Source organism: Citrobacter sp. wls708, from assembly GCF_005281255.1.
Lineage (GTDB): Bacteria > Pseudomonadota > Gammaproteobacteria > Enterobacterales > Enterobacteriaceae > Citrobacter > Citrobacter werkmanii.
Map to the genome: position 1 here is coordinate 78,391 of NZ_SZXE01000036.1, position 24,624 is coordinate 103,014.

The window sequence follows — 24,624 nt, forward strand, 5'->3', positions numbered from 1 at the left end:
CATAAGTTGAGAAAAATAACCAACATACATTATTGTCTCTTTTCTGAGGATGTCATATATGCATGCTTATCATCATATACGTTTGGGTAATACCTCGATTAATGTTAAAAAAAGCTTTGATGAGTTGCTACCTGATCCCTGGCTTAAAGCTGAAGATGGGAAATTTCGTTTTCGAAGTTATCTTCAGGCAAAAGCAGGGTGTGAAAAATATTTTAGTTTGTGCGAGGCTGGAGTTTTCTTTCAGTCTGAAAAACTTAATACGTATTCAGGTGGTATCAGCAGAAAGTATCCAGAAATAAAACAGGATGTTGCCGAAGAAATTATGAATCTGGTATTTAGCAAATTACTGCCATTGCTACCGAAGGATAACTATAACGTTGGTATTCATCAAATAAGAATTACAACACATGATCGACAGCCGGGCTATCCGGCTCCGGAAGGTATACATCAGGATGGCTTTAAGTTCATTGCCGTCTATTGCAGCGAAATGGAAAATATCGCCGGTGGCGATACTACGTTAATCCCTCATCACGACGGCGGAAATGACGCAACAACCTTCAAAATTCTGGCGGGGGAGGCGATCATTTTCAATGATGTTAATTATCTGCATTATACCGCACCTATCGTACCGCTGTTGCCCGGGAAAGGATTTCGGGATGTGTTTGTCATTACGTTTGATATCGAGAGTGAAAAATAATGAACATCTTACTGTGTCCACCCAAAATTCTTTTACAACACTCGCCAAACGCCTGGCATGAACTCCAGCAATCAACGCCGTTAGTGATAGCCACCTGCGCCAGTCAAAAAGCGGCGATCTTGCATCATATGGGGAATGATTTTACCTTTCTGTTTTATGAAAACTTTAACGATAATCCCGTGGTAGAACTGGATATTTATCATTATGCACGTTCGAACAACGCCAGCGGTATTTACTTCCTGGCTGAAATTGATGTGCTCAGGGCGGCAAGGATCAGCGATCGTTTAGGTTTAACGCAGGGGCGTGAGAATGCGGCGATCCTGTTTCGCGATAAGTTTCTGATGAAATCCCGTGTGCAGCAATATCAGTTACCGATTCCAGCAATGGCTCGAGTGGGAAATGCGACGGCAATGGCCTCATTTATTGCGCAACACGGATATCCCTGCGTGATAAAACCAAATGATGGACGTGGATCTCTGGGGGTGGTGGTTTTAAAAAATGAAGGTCAGTTATTTAAATATCTGGCGCAGATGAAATCCTCTGAATACCATAATCTGTTAATCGAGAAGTTTATTGAAGGTGAGGCTTATCAGATCAACGCGTTGTATCTGCAGGGGAAACCCATATTTATTTCCGCCTCTCGGGCCACGGTATCTTGTCTTGATTTTCTATCAGGGCAAACCTTAGGGCTGGTCATGGAAGATGATAATTCACTACATCAGAAGTTGATTGACTATACAAAATACCTTGCGAAAGAAGTCTTCCCTATTGAGAAAAACACCTTACTTCATCTTGAGGTATTTGTGGATCAGGGCGGTAATATTATTTTCGGCGAGCTTGCCTGCCGGTTAGGCGGATGTTTCGTTAATGAAGAATTAGGTGCGGCGTTTGGCCTCGATCCGCGTATGACATGGCTGAAGGCCTGTCTGAACGAAACGTATCCGCGGGATTTAGCGCAAAGAATACCTGTTATCCGGGTTGGACAACTGAATGTGCCGCCTTCTCAAGGAACCTTACAGGCTATTGCGGATAAATGTCCGTTACCTTTTGTGATCAATTATCGGGCTACAGGTGTTGTCGGACGTCATTACGATGTGATGAAACTGACGAATGGTGAGATTGTCAGTGCCATTGTTGAAGGTGAGTCCAGTCGTGAAATTGAGGAACATCTTGCGATGCTAACGCAATGGGTGATCGATAATACGCATTGGGTTAAAGATACGGTGCACTGAATATATTCATGACGGTGCCGGCGAAAACTATTGTTATCTGAACAACCGGCCTGGAGAGGTACTGGATGAGAGTATTGGCAGGTATTATCCTCTGTTTTCTCGTCGGGCAGGGATTCACTTTCTGTAACGTTCCGCTGGGCATGATGTTTGGTGCCCTTTTTACCGTGCTTATGCTCAAACGTATTGGGTTCTCCGTATCCTCAATGCCGGGGAGTATCACGGTTATCCAGCTTTCTCTCGGAATCTCGATAGGGATTATGTTCAGAGATTTTTCATATGGCGAGCATCGGCAGATAGGCCTTTTGTTTGCTTTGTTATTACTCTGCTTATCTTTACAATTTACCTTGAGTTACTTCTGGTGTGTGCGGCGGTTAGGCTGGAGTAAAGAAGAGGCGCTTTTAGGTGCGGTGCCAGGAGCGATGGCGGCGGTACTGGCGTTAGCCTCCCATATTAAGACGCCGCCACAAAAGATTGTGATCTCGCATTCTCTGCGTCTCATCACCCTGACGTTTCTGGCCGGGTATATCACGCGTGGGGCATCTGCAGATATTCTGGCTGCGACTCCAGCCGTTTTTTTCTCCGGGCACAATCTGCTCTGGCTGACCGGAATGGTATTAGCAGGATATATTGCGGGGAAGTTTCTGGAGCGCTTACATTTCCCGGCACCCTTTATGATAACCTCGCTGGTTTGCGCGGCGGCATTGCACCCTTTATCTTCACAACCACTAATTTTTCCCGATCTCTTTAATCAGATTAGCATGGTGTTGATGGGGATCTTGCTGGGGCATCATTTTACGACTTATTCGATGGCTGAATTTAGTCGTCATCTTTGGTCTTCGGTACAGCTTGTTCTGATTGGACTGGGGGTGACGATAATCATGGCATTTATCTCGGCGCGCTTGCTGGATTATCCCTTCCCGGTGTTGATGCTCTCCTGGGTTCCTGGCAGCGTAGAGTCGATGTCATTTGCCGCGCTGGCGTTAAAAGCGGATGCGAGCTTTGTTATGGCGAATCATATTATTCGTATGCTTCTCATTCATACCGTTCCAGCATTGGTTTTCTTTCGCAAAAGACAGATGAAAGTAGATTAATGTCTTCCTTGAAGAGCAAGGCATTGTTGTGGCGTTGCGGTTATTATTGCGCTTATCCGCCGCTGGCCTAAAGGTGAAGGATTGATTGCTGAAGCGTTAGATGTTGCGTCTGAAAAAATCTGGCCTTCGCGTTATCGCTGATGTCCTTCCGGCGCAGCTTGGATATGAAAGCTGCTCCGCAGAGGTTTTATTAAAATATAATATCCGGAGGTGCTCTATGTATACCACTCGTCTGAAAAAGGTGGGCGGATCCATCATGCTGGCGGTCTCTCCCGCCGTGCTGAAAACGCTGGGGCTGTCGACGGACAGCGAAGTGGGCATGACCATTGATGATGGCTGCCTGATTATTGAACCCCAGAAACGGCCCCGTTATTCGCTGCGACTAGCACAGAACTATAGATATGGCGGCCCGGAACGGCAAGCGTCTGGAACGCATACCTGACGCCGTTGTCAATGAGGTGCTTGCCAGGCTGGATGCGATTCTGTGTTAACACCAGAGACGCAAAAAAGCAAAAAGCCTGCTCGAAAGCAGGCTTTTCTGAATTTGGCTCCTCTGACTGGATGCGACATCTAATGTATCTATTTGAATTTTAATTAATTTAATTTTAAACCTTGAAATGAGGCCCTTAATAAGGCCCCAAATATTATTACTGCTTTGAAATGTGATATGTATCGTGTTTTAGATTGTTGTTCTGGTTGTAGAACGATATGAAAACTGGCTTTGTGCCAGAATCTGGAACGCGCAAGGATCACCGGTTATAGCGGTGAATTTCTCTATCTTTCCTCAATTGTACTTTCCCCATTCCTCATGTTTTGCCTTGAGCTCCCACCAGATTTGAATCAACTCGGAAAGATGCCTCTGATCGGCCGGCTTCGCTACCGTAGGTGGGAAAACATTTTCATTTGGGGTGTTGAAAGATTGGGAAGAATGGGCAAAATTGGATGCATAACTCTATGTCAGCACTACGAATTATGGTAAAAATAACGATGTGTGTTGACTAAAAAATCTCAACAGAGGATGTGTTGGTGAATCAAATAAAATCGATGAATATCAATAAGTTATTATTAGATGTTGATAATCCACGTTTTCCTACTTCAGCAGAGAATCAGCGTGATGCTATAGCACGAATGCTAGAGCTTCAGTATGATCGAGTCTACCGTTTGGCTAAAGACATAGCCTCTAAGGGTTTAGACCCATCTGAAAATATCTTAGTTTACCCGAGTGATGATGAGGACGGTTTTTTTGTCGTTGCTGAAGGGAACCGGCGCGTAACTGCCCTTAAACTTCTTTTGTCACCGAAACTAGCACCAAATGATAAGGCCCGAAAGGCGTTTGAAAAGCTCAAATTAACTCAGTCTAAAACTATCAAGATTGTCGAAAATTGTGTGCTTTTTGATGACGATGAGTACGAACATTGGGTGAATCTTAAACACACGGGGCAAAATGGCGGAGTAGGGCGAGTTGAGTGGACGGCAACTGAAAAAGGTCGGCATTTGGCAAGAATGGGTAAGTATTCTTTTGGTAACCAATTGCTGACTTTTATCGATCTAAATTCATCTTATTATGAAAAAATTATTGAGAAGAAGAAGCTCCTAAGAATAACTAACATCACTCGTCTTTTTGGTGATTTAAAAGTCAGGGATTATTTTAATTTAAAAAGCATAAATGGGATTTTGTACTGTTTTCAACCCTATCAACGCTTCTTGACTCAACTCAATAATATTCTCACAGTCATGATCGAGGAAGATGAAAAGGGTAAGGCTTGCTTCACTGTTAATCGAATTCGTAGCCAAGGTGATCGTGTCACTTTTGTTTTTGAACAAGATATCAAGCCTTATGAAAATGAACTAAAAAAGCCATGGAACTTGCTAGACCAGAATTCATTTAGTTCGACTGAGAATGATAACGGCGATTCTGATGATGGCAGTTCTGCTGAAGATGGCGATGAAGATGATCGTGATGCATACAGCGGAGGTAAAACTGAAGGGAAAGGTGGCAGTAACCCCGATGATAAAGATCAGCCTAGCGCTGGATCTGACCAAGATGGGCAGCCAAAACCTAAAGTAAAAATAAAAACACCACCGAAAGCTGATCGTAATAATTTAATTCCTTCATATGTAAAACTTAATTTTAGAGGGCATAAAAAGTGTTCTCGTATATTCAGTGAACTAAAGAATCATCTGACATTTGATTCTACGCCAAATGCAATTTCAATTTTATTAAGAATATTTGTAGACCTCTCGGTAAGTGCTTTCATAGAGGATAATAAGCTTAAGCCGAAGGAGCCACATCGAAATCCAGGACTTCATGATAAAGTTATAATGTGTGCTCAATTTCTTCGGGATGAGAAAAAAATGACAGGAAGTCAATGTACTGCCGTCATAACACATTCAAGCCAAATAACTAAGCATGATGGTTCTTTGCAGCAATATGTACATAATCCTCATCTGCTGCTTTCCAAAGAAGCAGTGAACACTGAATGGGATAACTTTGAGTTATTGCTTAGCCTGATCTGGGGCGATTAGTATAAGACTGAATCTGGACAAGGAGGTTTGGATTTTGATATACTTAACGATCAGGATTGTGAGGGACATATGAAATTTTATACACCATTAAGATACCCTGGCGGAAAAGGTAAGCTTTCTTACTTTTTAAAGGACGTTATTGAACAGAACGAGTTGAATGACGGCGCGTACGCTGAACCATACGCTGGCGGGGCTGGTGTTGCTTTGGAGTTGTTGCTCGAGGAGTATGTCCGTAAAATATATATTAACGATGCCGATTACGCTATATATGCGTTTTGGTCTTCGGTTGTGGATGATACTGACAATCTTTGCAAAATGATTAACTCTGCGGAAATAAGCATCGAGCAATGGCGTTTGCATCGTCATATTATTTCTAATCCATTAGAGTATTCACGGCTCGAAGTAGGGTTTTCAGCTTTTTTCCTGAATAGAACAAATCGCTCTGGCATTCTTAAAGCTGGGGTAATTGGCGGGAAAGAACAAAGTGGTAAGTGGAAAATGGATGTGCGCTTTAATCGGGCTGATTTAATAGGCAGAATCGAAAATATAGCTAATTATAATCAACGTATTGTTGTCAGTAACCTTGATGCAATTGATTTTCTAGAAAGTTTCGCCAGTACGAATAAAAACAATATTCTATTGTACTTAGATCCTCCTTATTATATTAAAGGACAAGGGTTGTATAGAAATTTTTATGAGCATGATGATCATGTTTTGGTAATGGAAAAACTAAAGGGGCTTAATTTCCCTAAATGGTTAGTTTCTTACGATAATGCCAAAGAAATAAAAGATATGTATAGTGATTTCTCTCAGGTTGAGTACTCTTTGCAATACACAGCTCAGCAAAAAAAAGCTGGCGAAGAAGTAATGATTTTCTCACCTGATATGATAATCCCAAACACTCTCAAAGGGGTGGCAGAATCAATGATCGCCTGATTCAATTATCTATTTCTATGTGCCTGCATTTGTAGGCGCATGAATTTGCCTTTGATTTTACCTACTTCAAGCCTCATTTTCCTCCAGACCCTGCATAGCAATCACTACCTTATGTACTTGCATTAAAACCGACCTATATAGCGGGCAGGCGTGGCGGGGTAAGCATTGCGCGCTGAACATGGTATTTGTTTTTATCTATCAACGTCTTAGTGCGTATCTGTGGTGTTGCCGTGGTCGCGGGTGAGCAACGAGGTGCGGTGAAGCGGCGACGGCGTGTCGTGGCTCTGAGGGCGTTGTGTGCGGTGGGAGTGAAGCCGCTACGATGGGTAGCTGTGGTGGGGTTATTAGTCGTCGCCGAGTGAGTATTTTTCGAAGCGGATAATCTCTTCACCCGCCCACTCGTTCAGCTCCATGAAGCGCGCCTGCACCGGGGTAAGCTCGTTACGCACAAAGACCTTTGCCACCTTCTCAACGTCACCCACTGAGCCGACGTTCTCCGGCTTGCCACCCATGGGCTGGAACGGGATGCGGTGCGCATCAAGGAGGTCAGTGGCACTGACTTTCTTGATATTAAAAAAATCATCCTTCGTTGCGATTTCACTCAGCGGCACAATTTTAATCCCATCCGGTTCGCGGTGCGGCGCGTAGGAAAACAGATTCTTAAATGACCTGTTGACCGGGCTGATTGCGACGGTGTCACCGGCAGGCCGTCGACGGATGGCGGCTGACATTGCGAAGAAGCTACGTGCTTCACAACAGCACCGCATCAAAACACCGACCGCACCGGACGGCACCCCGTATGCCACCCGTACACACCAGCCGGTCAGGAATATAAATGTGTTGTTCTAAAGCGGAGTGATACTCTTAGTGTCAAAATCTACGAGGTTGATATGCCACCAGTGAAGGTGTTATAGTAAGAGCAGAAAAGATTTATGGTTGAAAGATACATGGGCACTCCATTCAATATTTTTGAGAATGGATGCTGCTGCAGGTGACAGATTTTGCGTATGCGGAAGATGCACCTGAAGACCGATGTGTAGTTGGTTCGTAACATTCGCATTCGCTTGTGTTACTGAGTCGGCAAGCATCTAAAGGTCGATGATAAGTTCGAGTTATAACATTCTGAGTAATAAAATATCATTGTGTTATAGCAAGACATTCATTGAAAGTATTTTTCAATAGTAATACGGGTAAGTTTACCCAAAAAAAGAAAGGCCAAGCTCAGCTTGGCCTTTTGATTATTGATACTCCATGAAGTCGCTTGTAAACATATTTATGTGTGATTTATCTTTTATTGATTCTAATATGTCATGACAGTTATAGAAGTTTCCTGATATTTTTTTTCCATTTTTTTTCTGAACATTAAAATGTCTGTATTCATCCAATCTATGACCAAATCGATATTTTGAACTTATTGTACATAACACGCCGTGTCCATTTTGAGTAGATGTCCCTTGCTTTGAATGATTCTCATGACCAAATACGAAATTATTCAAATTATCATCTACAAAAACTCGTCCTGGGCTAACATTGGGGACTTTCTTATAGCAATCATCTTTGAGTTTCTTGATGACGGCGGCAATATTTGAAATGTCTACAGTGTGTATGGATTTTAAACTATCATAAAAATCCCTGAGGATTTTTTTATTGAAGTTCCTATAAGGCAATCTCATCAAAATATTATTATTTATAAATAATTCTTGCTTTAAGTGGAAAAATTTTCTTAACGCAAGATTAATCAGAGCTTCATTTTTTTGTTTCACCTGTCCATCGGTCAATTCTGCAATTGGTGATAAGCTGAACACCATAAAAAAAAGGCCTAAATACTTACGTAGATACTCATAATAATCAGAATCGCAAAAAATAATTGTCCCGCTGAAAGCAGAGTAAAAATCACCAAGTTGTTGTTCAATCGTAGTCAAGAGCTCCTTATGATTAGTCCTGTCTGGAGTTTTAACATTTGAAATAATACATCTCTCTCCTTTTGATGAAAGCGCATTTACAACAGGGTTTGATATTGATTTCTCGAACAAAATTAGTTGCCTGTCATCCTTTGTCACCAAGATGAAGTTAATCATAATTTATCACTTCAATAGTCGTACAATAATATCAGTAGGGATTGTAATTCTTCTTAGATCTTCATCTTCAAGATTATTCAGGATTGTAAGAAATTCTAATGTGGTTTTTTTCTTATCTATGTTTTCGTTTTTTTTAATTGCAGATAGGGTGGATGAGGATTTTGATTCAAATGCTTCACCATTAGGTACTAAACCAATGTACTCAGGTTTAATTTTGTCTTTATAGATATAAGCATCCAGTTCCGCTAAATATTTTTCCACCCATTCTTTTATTCCTTTAAAGTCTTTTTCTTCCTTGATGTTTTTAAATTTATCACCAAGCGTGCTCAACAAAAGTGGTCTTTTCTTTCTGGTCCAATTTAACTTGATTTCTTCTTTTATTTGCTGAACTAATTCTTCCATCTCATTTTCCTTCTTTGTGTTTATAAGTTGTTAAACTTGTCATAATTTTGCCCTTACACACGAACATGGCAAACACGATTATATGTACTCCTTCATTGAAAACAATAGCATTGTTATCGTGTTTGACTCTTGCCTAAACTGCTGATACTCAGGGCGGGAAATGGCACCACGGCCAGCGGAAAGGCATCCCTCAGATAACCATCCAGCGCGGTGACGGTGACCGGCATCAGTTTACCATTGCTGACCGTGGCGCTTACACTGGCGTAACAGCGAAATGGCTGAACACCAAAGACCCGAAACCGGCAAAGCAAAAACAGGCGGTAAACCTGAAGCGTAAGCCCGCGAGGGTGAATATATGGCCGGCGAGTCTGACCATGTTTTCGCACTGACGACTATTTACGCGACAAAGGCGCAAGCGATGCGTGCGGCTCAGGCGAAGTGGGATAAATTACTGCGTGGCGTTGCGGAGTTCTCAATCATGCTGGCGACCAGTCGCGAGGATATTTATCCCGAAATGCTGGTCAGGGTCTCGGGCTTTAAGAGCGTCATAGACGAGCAAGCATGGATAATCAGTAAGGTGGCCCATAATCTCGGCGGGAACGACTTCACGACGGCTGTAGAGCTCGAGGTGATGCTTTCTGATGTAGAGTATGAAGCGGATGAAGGAGTGTCTGGAAGTGGTTATAACCAATTGTTTTATAATAATTAAATGATTAAAGTTAGGTCATTGAATCCAGTCGATGAGGTGAAAAAATGTTTCATTGCCCTTTATGCCATACAGCCGCCCACGCGCGAACCAGCCGTTACGTTACTGACACCACCAAAGAGCGTTACCACCAGTGCACAAATATTAATTGTAGCTGCACTGTAAGTATCCCACTTAAACGACCCATTCTCTTTTAGAGAGCCTCTGGCATGTGGATTAGGTTACCCGAAAGCGAACTTCTGCTCTTCGCTCTTAGCTGACTGTCAAATTTGCCCATAAACCTGCGCTACATACCGCCCACGACCGTCGCCATGCCCCAGATCCATCGCCACCATTGCCAGCGCCTCTTTCCTGCTGAACCCCTGCGCCAGGTAGTGACGGAGGGCATCCTGCGCCCACGCATAACGCAGAGAATGCGGGGAATATGCGCCAGTGAGGCCAATACGCGTCGCCTGGTTGTGCCAGTAATCCATTGCACTTTTCAGATCAGGCTTATCAATCAGTCTGCCGTTACGGTTTTCCGCCACCAAACTAGCATTGTCCAGCGCCTTTCTGACTGCACCAGCATCCAGAATTACCGTTTCGCGGGGTCGTCCGCCTTTGGTGCCGAAAACCACGGTTAAGCGAGAGTCACCACGTTCAACGGCCTGTTTCCATGTTTTTAATGATTGCGCACTTTGCACTGCCTCCTGTGAGCGCAATCCTATCAGCCGCGACAGTTCCAGTGCTGCCGTCAGACCCGGATCTTTCGCGCGGGCCGTTTCCAGCACATAGCAGTAATAATCCGGTGTGATGGCCTGGCGCGTACCACTGCGCGATGCGCCAGAAAGCCCCAGGGATTTATTTGTCAGCCTCTCATGCTCAGCAATCTGCTTACGCCCGGCCTGTTGCAGTACGGTACGCAGCGAGGCCATTTCATTCTGTAGCGTGCGTTTGCTAATTCCCTGCACCAGCCTTTCATGAATGTAGTTTTCGATGTGGCGAACTTTAATCTGCGCCACACGCTGGATCCGGACGTTCAGCACCCGTAAATGGAGGTCGAAACGCTGCACGATATGAATGCGATCGTTCACCGTTTTATGGCTGCCGCCACAGTGTTTTGCCAGCGCCTTCATTTCACCACCTAACTTACCCATACACTCCCCCTTAATTTTGAGAACACAAACAGTCTCCGGCGTATGCTTTTTGGCTGCGCCAGAACGATACCTTCACGCCGGAGTGGCAGATTGTTGAGGTATAGGGAGTTTCAGCCAGTACCCGGTACGGACTGCCTGCCAGAGCAGGAATTCTCCGGGGCATCATGCCCCCCTCGGTATCGATCTTTTTCTCCTCTTTTTTGCTGACAGCGGCCCCAAAAGGACGTATCAGATTAGGGAATATGCGCAGAAGCCCTGAATACAGTGGCATGGCGCGGTGTAGTGGTTGTGCGTCACTTTGTCGCTTTGCGCGACGCAAAGTGACGCACCGGTTGAGGGCCGGACGCGAAAGATCGCGGATTCTGGTGCAGATTGACGGTCACGCGGCAGCAAAGCCTGACGGCAATGCAGGCCGCAGTCCGTAGGGTAAAGGGGGCTGATCCTTAGCCGGACAGGGATTGACCCAGGAATTTCAGGTGTCGTGGAATGCTGACCAGCGAGCTGGCGCAGCGAAATGACGTATTGTCGGTAAAGTATGACCTCTGTCGCAGTGACCTGCGAGCCGGTGTTTGCGGAGGTATTCACTGGTAGGGGCTGCCATCCTGAGTTCCTCAGGCGCTTCTTTCAGGCCATGAAGCATGGGCGCTGTCAACGACAGCATTGTGCAACCCGGAGCTTACATCCGGGCGATGGACGTGAAAAGGGGAAACTCTTTTTTGATAAAAAAGAGTTTCCTGTAGATTTTTTCGAAATTGTATGAATGTAAATCTGCCGCGCTTCGCTTGTCTTCTTTCGTCCCGTCACCAGCAAAAAACGGGTGACCGAACGAAAGAGGCTGCCCGGTAATCCATCTGCTCAGAGGTCTAAGCCTTTTGGCCTTTTCAGGGTAAGTCCTGTTACCTTTAAAGGTCTTTACCTTTAGCCTTTTATCTTTTGGCCTTTTCTGGTTCTGGCTCAGCTGGATTTATTTTTGTTATGCAAAATCAGTATGCTGGCTTTGTTGGTATTGTTCGCTTTTAAAAATATGGAAGAGAGGTTTTCAGCTACTGGAGAATATTTGATTGGCGTACATATTTGGGAACAGCTATGAGTTGCGCGATTTTTCCGATATAAAGTCTTAAATAAGATTTTCTGGCTAATATAATGGCTGTGAAACATTCATGGAAGTTATGATTTATTCAAATATTCTTGCTGAACCAACATGTAATTCCCTGATTTTTAGATGGAAGTTATAAAAACATAATTAAAAAGCTAAGTGACGTAATGTCTTTGCTATATAGATCACATATCCATAAATTTATCAAAATTAAATGAATTGATTGCTTCATTAAAAAATTATTTTATTCCAGTCAGTTATGAATATTGTTTATAGACATTAACTATCGAAATCTTATGAAATAACAAGGTATCCCTATAATTGTTAATGTTATGGGTTGTAATGTTATCATTGTGTATTAGTATTGTTATTGCTCATAGTGAGCATAACACATCAACTATGCAGGAGAATGTTATGTCTAAAATCAAAAATCGTTTTGGTTCACAGTTGGCTTCTTTTAACTCTCCGGTGAAAAAAGGACTCTATAGCCAGTCACCGGGAAATTGTGCAAGTTGTTCTAATAGCTCCAGTGCTAATTGTACTGGCGGTCTAGGCTAAAATTTGCCTTTACATGGCCGCAATATGATGTGCGGCCATTATTAAAAATAAGGATGAATAATGATCTATTCACGAGCGCCAATCACGATTAGTGATAACGGGAGTAATGCCTTTTTATATAGTCCAAAAGGATTGTTCATGATTGATAATCCAGAAATGGCATTACTACTCAGATACATTGAGAAGCAGAACCTTATAAAACAAGATGAGATAGAAAAATTTTGGCTGGAAAATGGCATAAAGGATATTGATATTTCAGAAGTGATCGAATATCTGACGGAGGATGTTCAGGTATTATTAAAGGTGGAGTCTGATTTTGAGTTTAAAAAAATATATTATATTTCAAATGGATTTATTAATGAGAATATTATTCAAAAATGTTTCAGTTGGGATAGTGTTATAAGTTTGGATGTTTTTCTAAAATCAGATAAAACCAATAACAATGCTCTTTATATTATAGATATGATGGGAGGGGGTAAACCTTCAGAGATTGGTATTATTCAGGAAAAAATAGGGGGGAATTCTACAGTAATATTCCTTTTAATGGTAGGGGATAAATTTATTATTAGCCATGCATATTCCAGGGACTACCTTACACCATGCATATTATGCCTTTATGATTATGTTATGGATAAGGTTTTTATGGATAGACAAAATAAAATAAGTTCTATGTCTGATGTTATAAACCATATTAATGAAAATTATGGGATAAAAGCACCTGGTGCCCCTGTTAGTGAACTGGATTTATTTTATTTAATGCGAGAGTTGGAGCAATACTTGTTAACATTCAAGGGAGATGGACGAAGTGCCTTTACAGGTTGTGATATCAGTATGTCTAAGATCATAAATATCAATTCGTTAGAAAAAACATCTCTTTGCATCCCGTTTTCTCCAAAATGTGATTGTCTCCATCATTATCATAAACAGAAGGGGTTTAGAAATGCATGATTATCTTCTTTCTAAGGTTGGTGACTATATTGACGAGAGTATCAAAAATGAAATATGCGAATTATACGTTAAAACCTGTAATAGATATGCAGCAAGATGTTCCCCATTTCCTGTCGTTAAGACACTTTTAAATGATAGTGATATTCTTGCACTTGAGCGAACAGAACATGAGTTTTCTGTGAGCAAGATAAAGTTGGCTTATAATAATAAAAAAGAATATTGTGAGCTTAGACTGCCTTCAGCAAAAAAACTTAAATCCCATCCCAAACTTGATAAGTATATATCTGAGAAAGTAATTGTTGATAGTTTTGGAGCTAGGCAAGTTAATAATACAATAATATTTCCTTATCCAAGTGGTGGAGCTTTATATTCAGGACAGGTTGTTATATTTATAAAGAATGTAAAAGGGTATGATGTGGGGGCCTACCATTATCTCCAAGTCTCAAATCAGCTGGAAAAACTTAATAGCTTTGATGAGGCATTTGTTAATGAATGTCTGTTCATTAATAAAGAGGATAATTTTATTAATTATGATTTTTTTATACTTTATGGTTCGTTGCTGGATAAACATATTTGCAAATATGGATATCGAGGTCTTCGGTTGGCTATGTTGGAGATAGGATCTATGTACAAAAATCTGGAGTTTTTCGCACAAAAAGCATCATTGAAAAACAGAGTGTGGGGTGGTTTCAATGATGAAGCATTGACCGTTTCTCTTGGATTAGATCCAAGATCGTTTGTACCTGTTATTTGTCAAATTGTAGGGAGAGAATAATGCTAGGACCAAAATTTTTCCGAACAACGACTGACATTTCAGCGAATATAGTTTTCCCGAGGATGATGAGGACTCATATTGAAAGGGGAATTGCCAGTTGTTCGACAGGTTATGGTAGGGCAATCTTAAAAAAATCTTTAGGTGAAGCACTCGAAAGACATATGTGTTTCGCCAAAGCAGATAATGATTCTGAGTGTCACACCATATCGGAATTTGAATCTATAGTTTCTGAGTGGTTTGTTAGGAATTGTGATATAAAACCGGATCCAGCTCACCGATTTTCTACAACAGAGATCACAGAGCTTTCCTCTGATACTAAATACATTGCCCCAACAGTTGCATTTTATTTAGGTGAAAGTGAGGATAGTCAAATCTACGGCGAAAGAGACAGTTCTGGAACTGCTTTACATCAATCTTGGGAGTCAGCCTTTATAAATTGCCGCGATGAGTTTTGTGAAAGACAATCGCTTACATTATTCTGGTATTTTGGGCATTGCCTTTCTTCTATATCTTTGAAAGAAAATTCGACATTTGATGGACTTAAACGGGAGTTTCCATTTATTCCATTAATGCTATCACTGGGTGATATATTGATATTTGATATATCTTATTTCTGGCCAGTCAGAACCATTATGTGTGTGTATGTATCTGATACTGGTTTAGTTAGATTTGCTGCAGGTGCCTCTGGAAATGCTGAATATCTATGTGCTGTAGAAAAGGCTCTTTTAGAAATGTACCAGGCATTTGTGCTCATGAGAAATTTAATGGATAAAAGAACTCGTGATTGTACTGATATAAATGATTCAATAATTGAAGGTTACATTACACATAATAGTAAAAAACAGTAGATAAATTCAAGAACATACACTCATTGAAACAGTCAGCAGAATTAACTAGAGATGGAGATATGATATTTAGAAAGAATTTTTATAATGAGCCTGTATTCTTGCATAAAAGAGAAGTCAGCTATGTAGACAAAAAATTTGTTTATTGTGTGATGAAAAGTGTCTACGGGTTCAAAACAATGAGTCTTAATGAAACTCACCGAATTATAAATCTTAATGCTGCAAAGCATTATGGATATGAAAAACAAATTAACAAAGGATATATACCATTCGCATGAAAAATATTCTATATTTTGCATCAAAAACCTGGACTATGATTGATCGGCGAAGCAGGTTTTTTTTCAACTTATCAGTTTTTTTATTTGTTCTAACAACAATATTGCGTATATCTGGTCCTATACTGTTTTCTTTACTCGTTGAAAATGTAAGTAATCAGGCATCGGGATATGTTGTAATGATATTTTGTCTTATTTATGCTTCAGTATTTTGTGCTTCGAGATTTTTAGAGGAATTTCGGTTAGCATGTTACATATACTTTGAACAGATACTTCAAAAAAGCCTAATATTGAATACATTAGATAAGTTTTTTACTCTTTCATTTGAAAGTGTACGAAAACATAGTAGTAGTGAAACTTCAATCATAGTTGATCGAGGTCTGGGAGGTATCAGAACAGCTCTTTACAATGCTGTTTTTACGTTATTCCCACTAATGGCAGAGTGTTTACTACTCCTTCTTGTTGTTGGGGTAAAAATAGATATTCTATTGACATTTGAACTGCTAGTCTTAATTCTGTCTTTTTTGGTAGCAACATTCTACCTTTCTACCAGAACACAGTTGTTACAACAGAAATGGTTCGCTACTGCTTCTAAAAACTACCAGATTATGTCTGAAGGTATCAGGTCCTTCGAATCATTAAGGTCATTTAAAGAAACACAATGGTTGAAAGATAGGTATGAAAATGCGACTGACAAATTTATCAGTGAAGTAAAACGCTCCCTGAAGCCAGGTATTATTCTTGGCGTCATTCAGGGTGTGATTTTATTATTGCTATTTTTACTGTCTACAGTTTCTGTATTAGATATTGCAGAGTCAACGGGCAGAAAGGTTGCCTTACTTGTAATGATTAATGGTTTGTTACTACAAATTGCAGTTCCTTTGTTACAGTTTTCTTCATCCTATAAATTTTTCATACAAGGTTTATCAAGCGCTAAGCAACTTTTTGATTTAATTCAATTGCCTGAATCAACTGAGAAAACTCCCCATATATCTACTCCAGATGTGGATCAGAGTATTCTAATTAATGATGTTGAAGTGATATATGTTAATAATCAGGCAATAAAATTTAAAGATATAACAATTCCAACAGGGAGGATAACAGTTTTTGCAGGACCTTCGGGGGTTGGGAAATCATCTCTGGCTAAGTGTATTGCTGGTATTGTTGAATACAAGGGGACAGTTGAGTCAAACTTTTCTATTGATACGGTGTATTATTTGCATCAACACGTTGATATTTTTGATCTGAGTTTTAAGGATAATATAACCTTGGGTAGAGAATATATTGATGGTAAATTTACCAGGATAATAAGAGCCTGTGGTTTCAGTGATGAAGAAATAGACATGCTCTCCAGTAGAAATCTAGGTGAAGGAGGTGGAAATATTTCCGGAGGACAGGCTCAACGTATCGGTATTGCAAGAATGCTTTACCACGATGCGAAGCTAATGATTTTGGACGAACCAACATCAGGTCTGGATGATATAACAGTTTCTAATGTGATCGATACAATCAAAAACGCAGCTCAAGGGTTAACATGTATCATCGTCACACATGATAAGAGAGTAAAAGATATTGGGGATGTTGTAATTGATATTGAACAGCATGTCATAATCAAATAATTTTCATGTCTTCAATTAGTTGTAATGCTGTTTTCAGTATAAGGCTCAACCATCTGTTCCCTCTCTCAGGAAGGAGTGAACAGATGGTTAATTTACTAATCGTTGTTTCATGTTACAAGGCTTCCCTCAAGTTGCCTGCATACTGGTAAGGCGACACATACTGCTCAGTATTTGCATCCAGATAATCCGCCCACCACTGCATCATAGCAATCCGCTCCTCCAGATATTCCGCCTTATGAATATAGGCGGCGCGCACGCTGTTTCTTTCCTGATGGCTCATCTGTTTTTCAATCGCTTCTTTGCTCCACAGTCCCGACTCACTCAGCGCACTGCACGCCATCGCCCGGAAGCCGTGACCGCAGATCTCTTTTCGGGTGTCGTAGCCCATCACACGCAATGCCTTGTTGATGGTGTTGTCGCTCATGCACTTATCCTGGTCGTATTCGCCGGGGAAAATAAATGCCAGATGCCCGGAGAGCGCTTCAGTTTGCTTCAGGATCGTAATCGCCTGCTCGGACAATGGAACAATGTGCTGCGTTTTCATCTTTGTACCACGGTGAGAGAAGCGCACGTTTTCGATCTGCTCCCGTTCTTCCGGGATTATCCAGAGCTTCTGCTGCCAGTCGATTTCACTCCAGCGGGCAAAGCGCAGTTCGCTGGAGCGCACAAAGAACAGTAACGACAGCTTAAGCGCGTACCGTGTCAGCAGTCTGCCGGAGTAGTTATCCGACCGGGATAATAATTCTGGTAGTTTCTCAAGCGGCAGGGCCGGGTAATGCTGTGTTTCCGGTGGCGTAAATTCACCGTCCAGATCCAACGCCGGGTTTGACCTGATTACCTGCTTTTTCACCGCATAACGCATGATCTCGGTGACGTAGTTTTTCAGCCGCGCAGTGATCTCCAGAAAGCCTTTGTTCTCCACCTTACGCAGGGTAAACAGCAGATCTTCCGTGACGATTTGATCGATGTATCTGTCCCCGATATCCGGGAAAACATACATTTCCAGCCTGCGCTGGATAGTTGTCGCATAGTGTTCAGACCAGCGGCGGTGATCGGCATGCCAGTTCATGGCGATCTGGCGGAATGTCTGTCCGTTTTTCTTTTTCTGTTGTGCGATTTTTTTGTCAACGGCGGGATCGACCCCTTCACGCATTTTACTGCGTGCCGCATCACGGAGCTGGCGTGCCGTAAGCAGGGAAACATCCGGGTAAGGGCCAAAGGCCAGCTTCTTCTCTTTCCCGTCAATGCGGTACTTCATATACCAGAGTTTTGAGCCGTTGGGTTTGATCAGCAGGTACAGTCCGGCACTGTCGCCGAGTTTGAAGGGTTTGTCTGTGGGTCTGAGCTTGCGGATAGCGGTATCAGTGAGTGACATAGCGGGGGGCTCCATTCGTTCAACGAACCGTAAGGCCCCCGATTAAGCCCCCAAAAACTACAGATGTCAAGAAGCCCGGTAATCCTTACCAGGACAACCGGGTCAATCTAACTGCTTGTTTTTATAACGTATTAAGACTCACTGAGATGTCTTAATACTAAAATCTGGCTCCTCTGACTGGACTCGAACCAGTGACATACGGATTAACAGTCCGCCGTTCTACCGACTGAACTACAGAGGAATCGTGTGAACGAGGCGCATATTAGCGACACCACTCAGCGATGTCAAAGCCTGAATCGATAAATTCAATCGTTTGCCGAAATATTCCCCATTTCGCCGATTATTCAGGCGCAACAGGTTGTTTTATGCACTTTTCCTGTTGGGGACGCGGGTATTTCCATAACCAGCGGCCGGTCACCATACGCCAGTAAAATAATGCGGCGCGTACGGCCCAGTCGAAGAACATCCCTAACCAGACGCCGACTACGCCCCATCCTAAAACGATCCCCAGGGTGTAACCTACCACAACGCGACAGCCCCACATGCCCAGCATAGATACCCACATTGCGAAACGGGCATCGCGTGCGCCCTTAAACCCAGCAGGTAATACCCAGGAGGCTGCCCATATCGGCATAAATGCCGCATTGAGCCAAATCAGAATGACTATGACCTCTTTTACGTCCTGATCCTGGGTATAAAACGAGGCCATTACGCCAGCAAAAGGGGCGGTTAGCCAGGCAATGGCAGTTAAACCAATGGTCGACAGCCAGAATACATGCCGTAACTGAATTTCGGCTTGGGCAATCTGGCCGTTTCCCAAACGCCTGCCGGTGATGATTGTCGACGCAGAGCCTAAAGCATTTCCCGGTAGGTTGATGAGCGCGGCGATAGAAAATGCAATGAAGTTTCCGGCAATTACGCTGGTGCCCATCCCTGAGACAAACATCTGCGTTAACAGTTTACCGCCATTAAACAGCACTGACTCGATGCTGGCTGGAATACCGATCCCCATCACCTCCCAGATAATGGCGAGGTTGAGTGGCTTAAAATAACTTTTGAAAGTGATACGTAACGCCGGATTAAAACCAATCATCAGTACCCAAATAATAGCGATCGCACCTATGTAGCGTGAAATGGTTAGTCCGAGTCCGGCCCCCACGAATCCCAGTCCTTGCCAGGAAAAAATCCCGTAGATCAGTATACTGCTGATGACGATATTCAGAATATTCATGCCGCCATTAATCAACAGCGGTATTTTGGTATTGCCCGCACCACGTAGGGCACCACTACCGATTAACGCAATAGCTGCCGCCGGGTAGCTGAGCACAGTTAGCTCCAGATAGGTAAGTGCCAAAGCCTTAACGTCGGGCGTTGCTTCACCTGCGACAACGTCAATAATCTGTTGACCAAAATAGTGAATGACTGCAGCCAGCACGGTTGCAAAAATCGTCATGATCACCAGCGATTGTCTGGCAGCAGCTCTGGCCCTGCGCCGATCTCGTTTTCCCAGGCTAAAGGCGACTACCACCGTGGTACCCAGATCGATGGCGGCGAAAAATGCCATGATAACCATATTGAAACTGTCGGCGAGACCGACACCTGCCATCGCTTCTTTTCCCAACCAGCTCACCAGGAAGGTACTCAGGACACCCATTAACAGCACACAGGTGTTTTCCAGAAAAATAGGGACCGCAAGCGGAGTGATTTCGCGCCAAAAGAGAACTTTATAACTCTTGCGTTTGGCATACCAGGGCGTGCGGGAAGCGACCTGACGTAAGGCAGCGGAGACGTTCAAAGTGGACCTTAAAGAAGAAAGTTGAAACCTCATTTCAAATGATGAGGGAGAATCCAAAAAGCTGCAAAGTTTTTTCCATTTAAAATGTCTGCAAATGCAACAAACTGTCGAGAGAAGCATCAATTGAGCGTTATTCAGGAAAATGGGGTTTGACAAAAAAAATTTCGCCGCTAAGATTAGCCTCCACAACGATTCCTCTGTAGTTCAGTCGGTAGAACGGCGGACTGTTAATCCGTATGTCACTGGTTCGAGTCCAGTCAGAGGAGCCAAATTTAAAAAGCCTGCTTGGGAAACTAAGCGGGCTTTTTTGCTTTTGTTTGGCTGCCTGGCGCAGTTACCTGGCGAGCTGCTTTTTGAGTTGAGTTATACAGTGTTGTTTTTCCACACTGAGTACCGGCGATTAGCACGCCAGTTGATTGCTCCACGTAATCCCTCTCTATGGGAGAATCATTGAGATTCTCTATAACCACTAACATTCCATACGCATACAGATGATACGGCACAAATGAAGCATCGTTTCAGTACTATGCTTAAGCGATAGCATAGGGAAATGGTTATAAGAGCGGCGCTGACCAGGGTTTTTGCTTAAAAAATCGAGGGTTAAAGTTGAAAGAGCGTGAGTAACTCGCTCATACTCTATACTCGCAGTGTTACCCGGCGTAGCATGGCATAACGCCTGGGCTGTTAATGAAAAAGGAAAACGTCGTGGCAGAAGAAACTATATTCAGCAAAATTATCCGTCGTGAAATTCCATCGGATATCGTGTACCAGGATGAACTGGTCACAGCGTTTCGTGATATTTCCCCTCAGGCACCTACGCATATTCTGATCATCCCTAATATCCTGATCCCCACCGTCAACGATGTGACGGCAGAGCATGAGCAGGCGCTGGGCCGAATGATTACCGTTGCGGCGAAAATCGCGGAGCAGGAAGGTATTGCTGCGGATGGATACCGTTTAATCATGAATACCAATCGTCACGGCGGGCAGGAGGTGTATCACATTCATATGCACCTGTTGGGTGGACGTGCGCTTGGTCCAATGCTCGCACATAAAGGTCTTTAAGCATGACCAGAGGATGCATTGCACTTTCACTGGGCTTGCTGTTGCTGGCAGGCTGTCGCTCACACCCCGAAATTCCGGTCAGTGATGAACAGTCTCTGGTGATGGAATCAACGATTCTGGCGGCGGGCATAACCGCAGAACAGCCCGTGTTAACAACATCTGATATTCAGGCCTCAGCATCCTCGCGACTCTATAACGAAAGACAAGAATCCGTCACCGTGCATTATCGGTTTTACTGGTATGACGCCAGAGGGTTGGAGATGCACCCTCTGGAAGCGCCACGCAGCGTGACTATCCCGGCTCATTCGTCGGTCACACTGTACGGCAGCGCCAATTATCTGGGGGCGCACAAGGTTAGACTTTATCTATATTTGTAAGGGGTGAATCTTGATGATCAAAATGAATCGCTACGCATTGCTTGCCGCGCTGGCGATGTTTCTTTCTGGGTGTGTGGCTCAACGTGAACCCGCGCCGGTAGAGGAAGTGAAGCCGGTACCGGAACAGCCCGCGCAGCCGCAACAGCCAGTACCAGTAGTACCAACGGTGCCAAGTATACCGCAGCAGCCGGGTCCGATCGAACACGAGGATCAAACGGCGCAGCCAACACCGCGCCAACGTCACTACGACTGGAACAGCGCAATGCAGCCGATGGTAGGTAAAATGCTGCAGGCCGATGGTGTCAAAGCGGGTGGTGTTCTGCTGGTTGATAGCGTGAATAATCGTACCAACGGCTCGTTGAACGCTGGCGAAGCGACTGAAACCTTACGTAACGCGCTGGCGAATAACGGCAAATTTACCCTGGTTTCCGCCCAGCAACTGGCTGTCGCCAAGCAGCAGTTAGGACTGTCGCCGAACGATAGCCTTGGAACGCGCAGCAAAGCGATTGGTATTGCCCGTAACGTTGGTGCGCAGTATGTGCTCTACTCCAGCGCATCTGGCAACGTCAATTCGCCGGCACTGCAAATGCAATTAATGCTGGTACAAACTGGCGAGATAATCTGGTCAGGTAAAGGTGCAGTTCAGCAACAATAACAGACTGACGCGCGATGAAGTGCTGTCGCGCTACTTTCCGCAGTATCATCCCGTCGTAGCCTGCCACCACGGCCTGAGCGGCGGGAGCTGCATTATCGAATATCAGACCCACCGTTTAGTGCTGCGCTGTCATCACGACCCCGACGCGCCTGAATCGCATTTTCTGCGCCAATATCATGCCTTAAAACACCTACCGGAAAATCTTGCGCCCCGACCTCGTTTTTATACGCGTGGCTGGATGGCAGTCGACTTTTTTCAGGGTAAGGTAGAATCCAGATTACCGGACGCCGACGAACTTGCTGACTTATTGTATTATCTGCATCAGCAACCCCGACTGGGCTGGCGAATCAGTCTGCTGCCGTTACTCGAACAGTACTGGCAGTGCGGTGATCCGGCGCGTCGTACACCACATTGGTTACGAGCGCTGAAGCGGCTAAGAAAAAGCGGCGAGCCCCGACCTTTGCGGCTGGGGCCGCTGCATATGGATGTCCACGGTGACAACATCGTGCGCGGGGCGTCAGGGTTGCGGCTGATTGACTGGGAATATGCCGGAGACGGCGATATCGCCCTCGAGCTGGCGGCGGTGTGGGTCAGTGATGAACTCCAGCACCAACAGCTGGTCAGCGCCTATGGCCGACGAGCACGCATTGAGCCAACCGTTTTGTGGCGACAGGTCAGGCGATGGCGACCCTGGGTAATCATGCTAAAAGCGGGGTGGTTTGAGTATCGCTGGCGACAAACCGGCGATCAACAATTTATCAGGCTGGCCGATGAAACCTGGCGGCAGCTAACAATGAAAGGATGAGGAGAGCAGTGTGGGCCCAGTAATGTTGGATGTCGAAGGGTATGAGCTGGACGCTGAAGAGCGAGAGATTCTGGCGCATCCGCTGGTAGGTGGGTTGATTCTCTTTACCCGAAATTATCATGACCCGGAACAGTTGCGTGAGTTAGTGCGCCAGATCCGTAGCGCGTCACGTAATCATTTGGTCGTGGCGGTTGATCAGGAAGGCGGACGCGTGCAGCGTTTTCGCGAAGGTTTTACCCGCCTGCCTGCGGCCCAATCTTTTGCCGCGCTACACGGTCTGGAAGAGGGCGGCAAACTGGCTCAGGACGCCGGCTGGCTGATGGCCAGCGAAATGATCGCCATGGATATTGATATTAGTTTTGCACCGGTTCTGGACGTGGGACATATCAGCGCCGCGATTGGCGAGCGCTCATACCATGCCGATCCGCTGAAAGCGTTGGCGATGGCGACCCGCTTCATTGACGGTATGCATGCCGCTGGCATGAAGACCACCGGTAAACACTTCCCCGGGCATGGAGCGGTGACGGCGGATTCGCACAAAGAAACGCCAACCGATCCACGTTCAGAAGCTGAGATTCGTGCGAAGGATATGTCCGTGTTCCGGACGTTAATTACGGAAAACAAACTCGATGCCATTATGCCTGCGCACGTTATCTACAGTGATGTTGATCCGCGTCCGGCGAGTGGTTCGCCTCACTGGTTGAAGACGGTACTGCGTCAGGAGCTTGGCTTCGACGGCGTTATTTTCTCTGACGATCTGTCGATGGAGGGTGCGGCGATTATGGGAAGCTACGCCGAGCGTGGGCAGGCATCGCTGGATGCTGGTTGCGATATGATCCTGGTCTGCAATAATCGTAAGGGAGCGGTCAGTGTGTTAGATAATCTGTCGCCGATCAATGCAGAACGTGTTACACGTTTGTATCATAAAGGTTCATTTTCACGTCAGGAACTGATGGACTCGACACGCTGGAAGACGGTAAGCGCCCAGCTCAACCAGCTTCATGAGCGCTGGCAGGAAGAGAAAGCAGGTCATTAACGCACGTTTGGCGAGGATGCGATGATTATCTATTTACACGGTTTTGACTCTAATAGTCCGGGCAACCACGAGAAGGTGTTGCAGCTGCAATTTATCGACCCGGATGTCAGGCTGATTAGCTACAGTACACGGCATCCTAAACATGATATGCAGCATCTGCTGAAAGAAGTGGACAAAATGTTGCAGCTTAATGTGGACGATCGTCCGCTGATTTGTGGCGTCGGGCTGGGGGGATATTGGGCAGAACGTATTGGTTTTCTGTGTGATATTCGTCAGGTGGTATTTAATCCTAACCTGTTCCCATATGAGAATATGGAAGGGAAAATCGACAGACCTGAAGAGTATGCTGACATTGCGACAAAATGCGTGACCAATTTTCGTGAAAAGAACCGCGATCGCTGCCTGGTGATCCTCTCTCGCCATGATGAAGCTCTGAACAGTCAGCGCTCGTCAGAAGAGCTGCATCATTTTTATGAGATCGTCTGGGACGAAGAGCAGACGCATAAGTTTAAAAATATCTCCCCGCATTTGCAGCGCATTAAGGCGTTCAAGACGTTAGGTTAAGCCTGATGAGCGTCTAAAAAACCAGCTTTCGG

22 protein-coding genes, 2 tRNA genes and 5 pseudogenes are annotated in these 24,624 nt (G+C 44.3%); 22 read left to right on the top strand and 7 right to left on the bottom strand.

Annotation, left to right across the window (positions count from 1 at the left end):
- The first annotated feature begins 58 nt into the window (after nucleotides 1–58).
- From FDW97_RS19945 to FDW97_RS19975, 7 genes and pseudogenes are all read left to right on the top strand, one after another.
- On the top strand, nucleotides 59–697 hold the full coding sequence (locus FDW97_RS19945) for a 2OG-Fe dioxygenase family protein (protein WP_085048514.1): 639 nt from the start codon (nucleotides 59–61) through the stop codon (nucleotides 695–697).
- Entirely contained in the window at nucleotides 697–1,929 is a 1,233-nt protein-coding gene (locus FDW97_RS19950; protein WP_085048513.1) for an acetyl-CoA carboxylase biotin carboxylase subunit family protein, read from the top strand. Before FDW97_RS19945 ends, FDW97_RS19950 begins: the two co-directional genes overlap by 1 nt.
- A 65-nt stretch (nucleotides 1,930–1,994) precedes the next feature.
- A complete protein-coding gene (locus FDW97_RS19955; RefSeq protein WP_085048512.1) occupies nucleotides 1,995–3,020 on the top strand; it encodes an AbrB family transcriptional regulator in 1,026 nt (341 codons plus the stop codon).
- Between the two features lie 48 nt (nucleotides 3,021–3,068).
- Nucleotides 3,069–3,161: pseudogene (locus FDW97_RS19960) on the top strand (helix-turn-helix domain-containing protein); the annotation flags it as partial.
- A 76-nt stretch (nucleotides 3,162–3,237) separates the two neighbouring features.
- Nucleotides 3,238–3,462 (top strand): hypothetical protein, encoded by a 225-nt coding sequence (locus FDW97_RS19965; RefSeq protein WP_085048511.1) that lies wholly within the window; start codon nucleotides 3,238–3,240, stop codon nucleotides 3,460–3,462.
- Between the two features lie 584 nt (nucleotides 3,463–4,046).
- On the top strand, nucleotides 4,047–5,546 hold the full coding sequence (locus FDW97_RS19970) for a hypothetical protein (protein WP_079794328.1): 1,500 nt from the start codon (nucleotides 4,047–4,049) through the stop codon (nucleotides 5,544–5,546).
- 69 nt (nucleotides 5,547–5,615) lie between these two features.
- A complete protein-coding gene (locus FDW97_RS19975) occupies nucleotides 5,616–6,482 on the top strand; it encodes a DNA adenine methylase (RefSeq protein WP_137351529.1) in 867 nt (288 codons plus the stop codon).
- A gap of 344 nt (nucleotides 6,483–6,826) precedes the next feature.
- On the opposite strand, the pseudogene FDW97_RS19980 reads toward FDW97_RS19975, so the two are convergent.
- Nucleotides 6,827–7,150, bottom strand: a pseudogene (locus FDW97_RS19980) (Presumed portal vertex protein); the annotation flags it as partial.
- A 1-nt stretch (nucleotide 7,151) separates the two neighbouring features.
- Between FDW97_RS19980 and FDW97_RS19985 the strand changes: the two are divergent.
- Nucleotides 7,152–7,313, top strand: a pseudogene (locus FDW97_RS19985) (phage virion morphogenesis protein); the annotation flags it as partial.
- A gap of 407 nt (nucleotides 7,314–7,720) precedes the next feature.
- On the opposite strand, the gene FDW97_RS19990 reads toward FDW97_RS19985, so the two are convergent.
- Complete coding sequence (locus FDW97_RS19990; protein ID WP_137351530.1) at nucleotides 7,721–8,560, bottom strand: hypothetical protein; 840 nt, start codon at nucleotides 8,558–8,560, stop codon at nucleotides 7,721–7,723.
- 6 nt (nucleotides 8,561–8,566) lie between these two features.
- The gene (locus tag FDW97_RS19995) at nucleotides 8,567–8,962 is read right to left on the bottom strand and encodes a hypothetical protein (protein WP_079794331.1); all 396 of its coding nucleotides are present in this window, start codon (nucleotides 8,960–8,962) and stop codon (nucleotides 8,567–8,569) included.
- A gap of 135 nt (nucleotides 8,963–9,097) precedes the next feature.
- Here FDW97_RS19995 and FDW97_RS20000 point away from each other — a divergent pair.
- Nucleotides 9,098–9,671 (top strand): annotated as a pseudogene (locus tag FDW97_RS20000) (contractile injection system protein, VgrG/Pvc8 family); the annotation flags it as partial.
- A gap of 44 nt (nucleotides 9,672–9,715) precedes the next feature.
- A pseudogene (locus FDW97_RS20005) lies at nucleotides 9,716–9,829 on the top strand (ogr/Delta-like zinc finger family protein); the annotation flags it as partial.
- A 102-nt stretch (nucleotides 9,830–9,931) separates the two neighbouring features.
- Here FDW97_RS20005 and FDW97_RS20010 read toward each other — a convergent pair.
- Nucleotides 9,932–10,804, bottom strand: coding sequence for an integrase domain-containing protein (locus FDW97_RS20010; protein WP_137351531.1), 873 nt, complete (start codon nucleotides 10,802–10,804; stop codon nucleotides 9,932–9,934).
- Nucleotides 10,805–12,314: 1,510 nt separating this feature from the next.
- On the opposite strand from FDW97_RS20010, the gene FDW97_RS23475 reads away from it, so the two are divergent.
- The 5 genes from FDW97_RS23475 to FDW97_RS20030 all read left to right on the top strand — a co-directional run bounded on the left by FDW97_RS23475 (nucleotide 12,315) and on the right by FDW97_RS20030 (nucleotide 16,920).
- Nucleotides 12,315–12,458, top strand: coding sequence for a klebsazolicin family translation inhibitor TOMM (locus tag FDW97_RS23475; RefSeq protein WP_170973712.1), 144 nt, complete (start codon nucleotides 12,315–12,317; stop codon nucleotides 12,456–12,458).
- A gap of 138 nt (nucleotides 12,459–12,596) precedes the next feature.
- Complete coding sequence (locus FDW97_RS20015) at nucleotides 12,597–13,406, top strand: hypothetical protein (protein ID WP_137351532.1); 810 nt, start codon at nucleotides 12,597–12,599, stop codon at nucleotides 13,404–13,406.
- Entirely contained in the window at nucleotides 13,399–14,181 is a 783-nt protein-coding gene (locus tag FDW97_RS20020; protein ID WP_137351533.1) for a SagB/ThcOx family dehydrogenase, read from the top strand. The genes FDW97_RS20015 and FDW97_RS20020 overlap by 8 nt, the downstream gene beginning before the upstream one ends.
- The gene (locus tag FDW97_RS20025) at nucleotides 14,181–15,029 is read left to right on the top strand and encodes a YcaO-like family protein (protein WP_137351534.1); all 849 of its coding nucleotides are present in this window, start codon (nucleotides 14,181–14,183) and stop codon (nucleotides 15,027–15,029) included. The genes FDW97_RS20020 and FDW97_RS20025 overlap by 1 nt, the downstream gene beginning before the upstream one ends.
- Nucleotides 15,030–15,300: 271 nt before the next feature.
- Nucleotides 15,301–16,920 carry an ABC transporter ATP-binding protein gene (locus tag FDW97_RS20030; protein ID WP_137351535.1) on the top strand — a complete coding sequence of 540 codons (1,620 nt, stop codon included), beginning with the start codon at nucleotides 15,301–15,303 and terminating at the stop codon, nucleotides 16,918–16,920.
- Between the two features lie 112 nt (nucleotides 16,921–17,032).
- On the opposite strand, the gene FDW97_RS20035 is transcribed toward FDW97_RS20030, so the two are convergent.
- The 3 genes from FDW97_RS20035 to FDW97_RS20045 all read right to left on the bottom strand — a co-directional run bounded on the left by FDW97_RS20035 (nucleotide 17,033) and on the right by FDW97_RS20045 (nucleotide 20,123).
- Nucleotides 17,033–18,295 carry an integrase arm-type DNA-binding domain-containing protein gene (locus FDW97_RS20035; RefSeq protein WP_137351536.1) on the bottom strand — a complete coding sequence of 421 codons (1,263 nt, stop codon included), beginning with the start codon at nucleotides 18,293–18,295 and terminating at the stop codon, nucleotides 17,033–17,035.
- Nucleotides 18,296–18,460: 165 nt separating this feature from the next.
- Nucleotides 18,461–18,536 (bottom strand) — tRNA-Asn (locus tag FDW97_RS20040).
- Between the two features lie 99 nt (nucleotides 18,537–18,635).
- The gene (locus tag FDW97_RS20045) at nucleotides 18,636–20,123 is read right to left on the bottom strand and encodes an EmmdR/YeeO family multidrug/toxin efflux MATE transporter (RefSeq protein WP_286516864.1); all 1,488 of its coding nucleotides are present in this window, start codon (nucleotides 20,121–20,123) and stop codon (nucleotides 18,636–18,638) included.
- A 160-nt stretch (nucleotides 20,124–20,283) separates the two neighbouring features.
- Here FDW97_RS20045 and FDW97_RS20050 point away from each other — a divergent pair.
- The 7 genes from FDW97_RS20050 to ycfP all read left to right on the top strand — a co-directional run bounded on the left by FDW97_RS20050 (nucleotide 20,284) and on the right by ycfP (nucleotide 24,592).
- Nucleotides 20,284–20,359: transfer RNA gene (locus tag FDW97_RS20050), tRNA-Asn, on the top strand.
- Between the two features lie 436 nt (nucleotides 20,360–20,795).
- Nucleotides 20,796–21,155: a purine nucleoside phosphoramidase gene (hinT, locus tag FDW97_RS20055; RefSeq protein WP_003030826.1), complete on the top strand. Its 360-nt coding sequence runs from the start codon at nucleotides 20,796–20,798 to the stop codon at nucleotides 21,153–21,155.
- 2 nt (nucleotides 21,156–21,157) lie between these two features.
- On the top strand, nucleotides 21,158–21,532 hold the full coding sequence (locus FDW97_RS20060; protein WP_038639814.1) for a YcfL family protein: 375 nt from the start codon (nucleotides 21,158–21,160) through the stop codon (nucleotides 21,530–21,532).
- 13 nt (nucleotides 21,533–21,545) lie between these two features.
- Entirely contained in the window at nucleotides 21,546–22,187 is a 642-nt protein-coding gene (gene lpoB, locus FDW97_RS20065) for a penicillin-binding protein activator LpoB (RefSeq protein ID WP_038639817.1), read from the top strand.
- A complete protein-coding gene (gene thiK / locus FDW97_RS20070) occupies nucleotides 22,168–22,992 on the top strand; it encodes a thiamine kinase (protein WP_137351538.1) in 825 nt (274 codons plus the stop codon). Before lpoB ends, thiK begins: the two co-directional genes overlap by 20 nt.
- Before the next feature lie 10 nt (nucleotides 22,993–23,002).
- On the top strand, nucleotides 23,003–24,028 hold the full coding sequence (nagZ, locus tag FDW97_RS20075; protein WP_069323339.1) for a beta-N-acetylhexosaminidase: 1,026 nt from the start codon (nucleotides 23,003–23,005) through the stop codon (nucleotides 24,026–24,028).
- Nucleotides 24,029–24,049: 21 nt separating this feature from the next.
- The gene (gene ycfP / locus FDW97_RS20080) at nucleotides 24,050–24,592 is read left to right on the top strand and encodes an alpha/beta hydrolase YcfP (RefSeq protein WP_003030817.1); all 543 of its coding nucleotides are present in this window, start codon (nucleotides 24,050–24,052) and stop codon (nucleotides 24,590–24,592) included.
- Nucleotides 24,593–24,624 lie beyond the last annotated feature (32 nt).

Bases quoted from the DNA above. Each gene is read 5' to 3' on its own strand.
- FDW97_RS19945 (WP_085048514.1), top strand. From the start codon at position 59: ATGCATGCTTATCATCATATACGTTTGGGTAATACCTCGATTAATGTT.
- FDW97_RS19950 (WP_085048513.1), top strand. From the start codon at position 697: ATGAACATCTTACTGTGTCCACCCAAAATTCTTTTACAACACTCGCCA.
- FDW97_RS19955 (WP_085048512.1), top strand. From the start codon at position 1,995: ATGAGAGTATTGGCAGGTATTATCCTCTGTTTTCTCGTCGGGCAGGGA.
- FDW97_RS19965 (WP_085048511.1), top strand. From the start codon at position 3,238: ATGTATACCACTCGTCTGAAAAAGGTGGGCGGATCCATCATGCTGGCG.
- FDW97_RS19975 (WP_137351529.1), top strand. From the start codon at position 5,616: ATGAAATTTTATACACCATTAAGATACCCTGGCGGAAAAGGTAAGCTT.
- FDW97_RS19990 (WP_137351530.1), bottom strand. From the start codon at position 8,560: ATGATTAACTTCATCTTGGTGACAAAGGATGACAGGCAACTAATTTTG.
- FDW97_RS19995 (WP_079794331.1), bottom strand. From the start codon at position 8,962: ATGGAAGAATTAGTTCAGCAAATAAAAGAAGAAATCAAGTTAAATTGG.
- FDW97_RS20010 (WP_137351531.1), bottom strand. From the start codon at position 10,804: ATGGGTAAGTTAGGTGGTGAAATGAAGGCGCTGGCAAAACACTGTGGC.
- FDW97_RS23475 (WP_170973712.1), top strand. From the start codon at position 12,315: ATGTCTAAAATCAAAAATCGTTTTGGTTCACAGTTGGCTTCTTTTAAC.
- FDW97_RS20015 (WP_137351532.1), top strand. From the start codon at position 12,597: ATGATTGATAATCCAGAAATGGCATTACTACTCAGATACATTGAGAAG.
- FDW97_RS20020 (WP_137351533.1), top strand. From the start codon at position 13,399: ATGCATGATTATCTTCTTTCTAAGGTTGGTGACTATATTGACGAGAGT.
- FDW97_RS20025 (WP_137351534.1), top strand. From the start codon at position 14,181: ATGCTAGGACCAAAATTTTTCCGAACAACGACTGACATTTCAGCGAAT.
- FDW97_RS20030 (WP_137351535.1), top strand. From the start codon at position 15,301: ATGAAAAATATTCTATATTTTGCATCAAAAACCTGGACTATGATTGAT.
- FDW97_RS20035 (WP_137351536.1), bottom strand. From the start codon at position 18,295: ATGTCACTCACTGATACCGCTATCCGCAAGCTCAGACCCACAGACAAA.
- FDW97_RS20045 (WP_286516864.1), bottom strand. From the start codon at position 20,123: ATGAGGTTTCAACTTTCTTCTTTAAGGTCCACTTTGAACGTCTCCGCT.
- FDW97_RS20060 (WP_038639814.1), top strand. From the start codon at position 21,158: ATGACCAGAGGATGCATTGCACTTTCACTGGGCTTGCTGTTGCTGGCA.
- lpoB (WP_038639817.1), top strand. From the start codon at position 21,546: ATGATCAAAATGAATCGCTACGCATTGCTTGCCGCGCTGGCGATGTTT.
- ycfP (WP_003030817.1), top strand. From the start codon at position 24,050: ATGATTATCTATTTACACGGTTTTGACTCTAATAGTCCGGGCAACCAC.